This window comes from Mycobacterium sp., from assembly GCF_040509115.1.
Classification (GTDB): Bacteria; Actinomycetota; Actinomycetes; order Mycobacteriales; family Mycobacteriaceae; genus Mycobacterium.
The window spans coordinates 1-5,551 of the sequence record NZ_JBEVLO010000511.1; the positions used below are offsets into that span (position 1 = coordinate 1).

At 64.4% G+C, this 5,551-nt stretch carries 5 protein-coding genes and 1 pseudogene; 5 read left to right on the forward strand and 1 reads right to left on the reverse strand.

Going from position 1 to position 5,551, the window contains the following annotated elements; translation table 11 throughout:
- The 4 genes from ABW137_RS34630 to ABW137_RS34645 all read left to right on the forward strand — a co-directional run.
- Positions 1-458 (forward strand): enolase C-terminal domain-like protein (locus ABW137_RS34630; protein WP_526407295.1); only part of this gene is annotated, 458 nt, incomplete at its 5' end.
- Positions 442-2,088: a benzoylformate decarboxylase gene (gene mdlC, locus ABW137_RS34635; protein WP_526407297.1), complete on the forward strand. Its 1,647-nt coding sequence runs from the start codon at positions 442-444 to the stop codon at positions 2,086-2,088. The genes ABW137_RS34630 and mdlC, both read left to right, overlap by 17 nt.
- A 247-nt stretch (positions 2,089-2,335) precedes the next feature.
- Positions 2,336-3,409 (forward strand): SMP-30/gluconolactonase/LRE family protein, encoded by a 1,074-nt coding sequence (locus tag ABW137_RS34640; RefSeq protein WP_526407299.1) that lies wholly within the window; start codon positions 2,336-2,338, stop codon positions 3,407-3,409.
- Entirely contained in the window at positions 3,406-4,251 is an 846-nt protein-coding gene (locus ABW137_RS34645) for a glycine betaine ABC transporter substrate-binding protein (protein ID WP_526407300.1), read from the forward strand. The genes ABW137_RS34640 and ABW137_RS34645 overlap by 4 nt, the downstream gene beginning before the upstream one ends.
- A gap of 215 nt (positions 4,252-4,466) precedes the next feature.
- Here the strand turns inward: ABW137_RS34645 and ABW137_RS34650 are convergent, their stop codons facing one another.
- Positions 4,467-5,252: an MspA family porin gene (locus ABW137_RS34650; RefSeq protein WP_526407302.1), complete on the reverse strand. Its 786-nt coding sequence runs from the start codon at positions 5,250-5,252 to the stop codon at positions 4,467-4,469.
- 100 nt (positions 5,253-5,352) lie between these two features.
- On the opposite strand from ABW137_RS34650, the pseudogene ABW137_RS34655 reads away from it, so the two are divergent.
- A pseudogene (locus ABW137_RS34655) lies at positions 5,353-5,551 on the forward strand (hypothetical protein); the annotation flags it as partial.

Genomic DNA, 5,551 nt, shown 5'->3' on the forward strand with positions numbered 1-5,551 from the left:
ACGAACTCGACGAGCAAGACCTGTACTGGTTCGAGGAACCGATCGCCTACGACAACGTCCGTGGCTACGCGCAACTTGCCCAGAAGGTCCGCACGCCACTTCAAGCCGGTGAGAACTATTACGGTCCACGGGATCTGCTGAGATTCATCGAATCTGGAGGCGTGCACTACGCGATGGGCGACCTCATGCGGATCGGTGGCGTGACGGGGTGGATGCGTACCGCTGGAGTGGCTGCTGCCGCAGGCATCCAATTCTCCAGCCACCTGTACCCAGAGATCGCTGCGCATTTGCTGCGAAATACCCCGACGGCGCACTGGCTCGAGTGGGTGGATTGGGCCGTCCCCATTCTGGCCACCCCACTGCAGCCGAAGGCCGGCACGGTGACGGCACTCGACCAGCCCGGCGCTGGAGTCGCCTGGGACGAGGCTGCTGTCACCAAATATGCCGTTCACGTCTGACACCTTCGACCCGACCACCCGCAGAGAGGAAGCAATGCTGACCGTCCGAGAAGCATTCTTCGAAGTTGCCCGCCAGCTGGGTCTCACGACCATATTCGGCAATCCCGGCTCCACCGAGGAGCCATTCCTCAAGGACTTTCCCACCGACTTCCGATACCTGCTCGCACTGCAGGAGGCCCCGGCGGTCGCGATGGCCGACGCGTACTCGCAACGCACCGGGCGGCCGACCCTGGTGAACCTGCACACCGCCGCAGGCATGGGCAACGCGGTCGGCAACATCGAGAGCGCCTGGTACAACCGAGCCCCGCTGATCATCACCGCGGGCCAGCAGACTCGTCAAATGTTGCTACTAGAACCATATTTGACCAATGTGCAGCCGGACGTCGTTCCGCAGCCCTTCGTCAAGTGGGCGTATCAGCCGGCGCGGGCCGAGGATGTCCCGGCAGCACTGATGCGCGCGTACGCAGCTGCCATCCTGCCGCCCGCCGGACCGGTCTTCCTGTCCATCCCGATGGATGACGGCGATCAACCGTGCTCGCGACTCCCGGTGATTCGTACGGTGAGTCCTCGCCTTCCAGCCGACCGGGACGCCTTGGCGGCTGTGATTGCGGCGCTGAGCGGGGCCCGCGCACCGACGCTGGTCATCGGCGGCGCAGTCGATCAGGTCGGTGGCTGGGACGATGCCATCGCCTTGGCGGAGAAACTGCGGTGCGACGTCTGGGCGGCGCCCGAGGAGGGTCGGCCGGGGTTTCCCGAGACCCATCCGCTCTACCAGGGGACGCTGCCCCCGGCGATCGGCCCACTGAGCCAAGTGTTGTCCGGTCACGACGTGATCGTCGTCATCGGTGCACCGGTGTTCCGCTACTACCCTTACGTTCCTGGCGAGTATCTGCCGGATGGCGCGGAACTCTTCCACATCACCGACGATCCGTCCGAAGCCGCGCGAGCGCCTGTGGGGACGGCGATCCTGGCTGACCCTGGCCGGTCCTGCGCTGTCCTCGCATCGGCCGTCCCGCAGGTAGACCGACCACTGCCGACGGCACGGCAGGTAGCCACGGCGCAGCGTTGCGACGAGCGGATCACGCCGGAGTGGCTCTACCACACGATTCAGACCATCCGGCCCGCGGACAGCGTGATTGTTCAGGAATCCCTTTCGACCCTGCATCATCTACGCGAACAGATACCGACAGACCGATCCAGATCGTTCTTCGCGATGTCCAGTGGCGTCCTCGGCTACGGGCTGCCTGCGGCGGTTGGCGTTGCCCTGGCCGAGCGGGACGAAGCGACCAACAGGAAGGTCATCTGCATCGTTGGTGACGGCTCGGCGAACTACGTCATCCAGGCGCTATGGACTGCGGCGCAACACAATCTACCGATTCTGTTCGTCGTCGTGCGCAACGGTGCCTACAACATCCTGAAGTCATTCGCGGACCTGCTGGAAACCCCGGGCGTCCCCGGCCTGGACCTACCCGGCCTGGACTTCGTGGCGCTGGCCCACGGCTACGCGTGCACGGCAGAGCGCGTGACTGCGCCCGATGATCTTCGTGAGGCACTCACCCTTGGCCTCAAAGCCGACAGCCCGTATCTCGTCGAGGTGACCGTCGACGCGACCGTTCCTCCCCTGATTTAGAGCAGGAGAGCCACAGTGCCGACACTGGCGCCCATTGCCGACGGGGCGATCAGCGGGAGAGTGTCCCGGCCGCGCGCTTCGGGAGCTGATGGTCGAATACGGTCATTTGACGCCACGAGTCGATGGCAGAACCCTCACCCCGCCCGATCTGCAGGCGGCGGACGACGCCGTCGAGAAACGCTCCACGACGGTGAGTCGTCGTTGCGCTCACATCCGATGTTTTCCCGACACCACGAAAGAAGCACTCATGACCAACGTCTCGATACGTCCTCTCGGCAGCTTCGTCCAAGACGAGTACGAAGTGGTAGCCGAATTCGCTGACGTGATGCCCACAGGACTGGCCGTCTCCGATACCGGGCGCGTGTTCGTCTCCTTCCCGCGCTGGGGTGACCATGTGGAGTTCACCGTCGCCGAGATCATCGACGGCAACGCAGTGCCATTCCCCAATGCCGCCGTCAACCAATGGTCAGTAGGGTCCTCACCCGATCTATTGATCTCGGTACAGAGCGTGATCATCGCCCCAGACGGATACCTGTGGCTGCTCGACACGGGTGCCCCGTCATTCGACCCACATGTGCCTGGCGGGCCCAAGCTCGTCCGGGTTGATCTGTCTCGCAACGTGATCGACCGTACTGTGCGGATCGCCGACGCCGCGATGACGCCGACGACATACCTCAATGACGTGCGATTCGACTTCAGCAAGGGCAGGGGTGGTTATGCCTACGTCACCGACTCGCAACCCACGGGGGCGTTGATCGTGGTGGACCTCGACACCGATGAGTCTTGGGACCGCCTGCGTGGGCACGACACCACCCGAGCAGAGGACGGATTCCGTGCCATCGTCCAAGGCGAAGTCCGCGAAGGGTACCGGGTGGGTGCCGATGGTATCGCCATCAGCGCGACTGGTGACCGAATCTTGTACTGCCCATTGTCATCTCGACGTCTGTACAGCGTCGACGCCGCATCTCTACGCGATCGTAACGTTCAGGACGACCGGGTCGCCGAGTCCATCCTCGACCACGGCGACAAGGGCGCCTCCGACGGCCTCGAGACCGACACCGCCGGCAACCTGTACGCGACCGCCTACGAGCACAGTGCGGTCCTACGGCGCAGCGCAGCCGGCGAATGGACGACGGTGGTGCACGGGCCCAAGCTGCTGTGGCCCGACACCTTGGCGCTGGCCGCCGACGGCTTCCTCTACGTGAGCGTCAACCAGCTTCCCCGCACTCCCCTGTTCAACGATGGTGTCGACGACCGGATACCGCCGTACTCGATCATCCGGGTCGACGTCGGCGCCAACCCGATTCGGTTGACCCGATGAACGATGACGAACCCGAACTGGCCGCTCGCTTCACCCCGATGGCGCAGCACCGGATGTCCGAATCGGGTGGTCGGCAAGGCCCTGATGGAGGTGGGCTCGTGACCGGTCAGGGGGCTGAAACGGTGCAGCCCATCCGGGTGGGACACATCGATCTGAGTTTCCACGACGCCGCGGCACGCGAGGTCGAGCGGGTCCTCACTGCTCGATGTCTGACCGTCGAGCGGTCCACTGCGCCGCACGAGGAGATGTACCGCCGGATGGGCCGCGGCGAAGTCGACGTCCTCGTATCTGCCTGGCTGCCCACCAGCCACGGCCGTTACCTGGCTCCGTTCGAGGACGAGGTGCTCAAGGTCACCGTTCTCTACGAGCCATACTGCATCTGGGGCGTTCCAGACTACGTGCCAGAGGATGACGTCGCCGAAATCGCCGACCTACTGAAACCGCCTGCCCTGCAACGGATGGAGCGCTTGATTCAAGGAATCAACCCTGGCGCCGGCATCAGCCGCTTCTCCGAGTCCATCGTGCAACAGTATGGGCTCGACGAGCAGGGTTACGTGTTCCGCACGGGAACCGAAGCGCAATGTTTCGGGCGGTTCACCCAGGCCGTCGCTGACGGCCGCTGGGTGGTGATCCCGCTGTGGCACCCGCAGTGGCTACATCACCGCTACCGCATCCGCGAACTCAGGGACCCGAAACAGCTTCTGGGCGGCAAGGATCAGGCCACGCTGATCGTGCGTAGGGACGCTGCACAGCGCATTGGCGTCGCTGCGATTGGCGAGCTCGAGGCGATGCACCTAGGCAACGCCCGGGTCAGCGAACTCGACGACCTGCTCAGACGATGAACGTGCTCGAGTCGCGGCCGGTCGCGCCCGATGCGCGTGGGTGAGCGGGTCGAGGCGCCGCGACGCGCGACGTGACCGGAGTCGCTCACGGGTATGGACGATAGAGTTCCTCGCCCAACGTCGCGGCAGGTCGACACGACTCAGCGACATCGTGCGGGCCTGGGGTCTCAACGGGCAACTGCCCATACCATCCTGAACGTTGCGCAGGTCGTGCGTCAGACGGCTTTGGTCTCGCCGAAGTAGGTGACGATGACGTCTGAGGCGTCGGTGGAGCGGCTGAGGATGGCGTAGGAGCGGACGAATGATTCGCCGACGCAGCCGTCGACGTCGATGCGAAACCCCTGCACCATCACCCACGGCTTGTCGGACCTGTATTCCTTTTTCGTGACGGGGATTGTCTCGATGCGGCCTGGCTTGAGGCCGACGCTGATCTGGCCCCCCAGCGGTGAACTGAGTGTTGGGGATAGGCCAGCAGGGGCCAATGCCAGGAGCGAGGTGAGGCCGATCGTGCCGGTGATTGTCACGCCTGCGGCGTTGGCGATGTCGATGCCGCAGCCGATTTGGTAGCCGACTTCCATGACTCCGCGGGGGACGTCGTTCGGGGAGGTGACGGAGGCGTTGAACATCCCGCCGACGACGTAGCTGCGCGACGCCAAGGAGGTGGTCAACGGCGGGACCGGCAGCTGGGTTTCCTGGCTGGCCCATATCTGCAAGTTCGAGCCGTCGGGGGCATCGAGCACCGCCGGTGGCGGCGATGCCACCGCCCCGGGAGACGGAGCATCGGTGACCGACTGGCCGGCAGTTTCAGAAGTGATGCCGGGTGCAGGCTCGGCCCAGACACGCGGCACGGGACTCAGTGCCGCGAGCAGCGCGGAGCAGATGAGGAGGAGTCCAGCCGCCAGGCCATGGTGGCGGGTGTTCTCAGATCCCTTGCCGCGTCGGCGCAATGCTTCAGGCAAGCGGTGCGCCGGATCGTCGGAACCCCGATCGAATGTGGTCACGTTTCTCCATCCAAGTAGCTTCATGATGAAGTTATTCCAGGAATGAGGTATTGTCGAGTCGCGTCAGACCGGAAGGGAGCGTGCACCGATGATGGACCTCATGGAATCTTCGGACGACTACAGCCAGGTGGGGATGCATGACGACAACCTCCGAATCATGGAGTTGCTGCGGGCCTTCGCTGCCGACTACACGTATCTGATCCGACATCTGTCGACCTGGCTGGGCGTGCATACCGCCGATGCCGCGGCGTACGCCGAAATCCTCTACGCGCAGGACAAGGGCGCGCCGCTGACCCCGG

Bases quoted from the DNA above. Each gene is read 5' to 3' on its own strand.
- mdlC (WP_526407297.1), top strand. From the start codon at position 442: ATGCCGTTCACGTCTGACACCTTCGACCCGACCACCCGCAGAGAGGAA.
- ABW137_RS34640 (WP_526407299.1), top strand. From the start codon at position 2,336: ATGACCAACGTCTCGATACGTCCTCTCGGCAGCTTCGTCCAAGACGAG.
- ABW137_RS34645 (WP_526407300.1), top strand. From the start codon at position 3,406: ATGAACGATGACGAACCCGAACTGGCCGCTCGCTTCACCCCGATGGCG.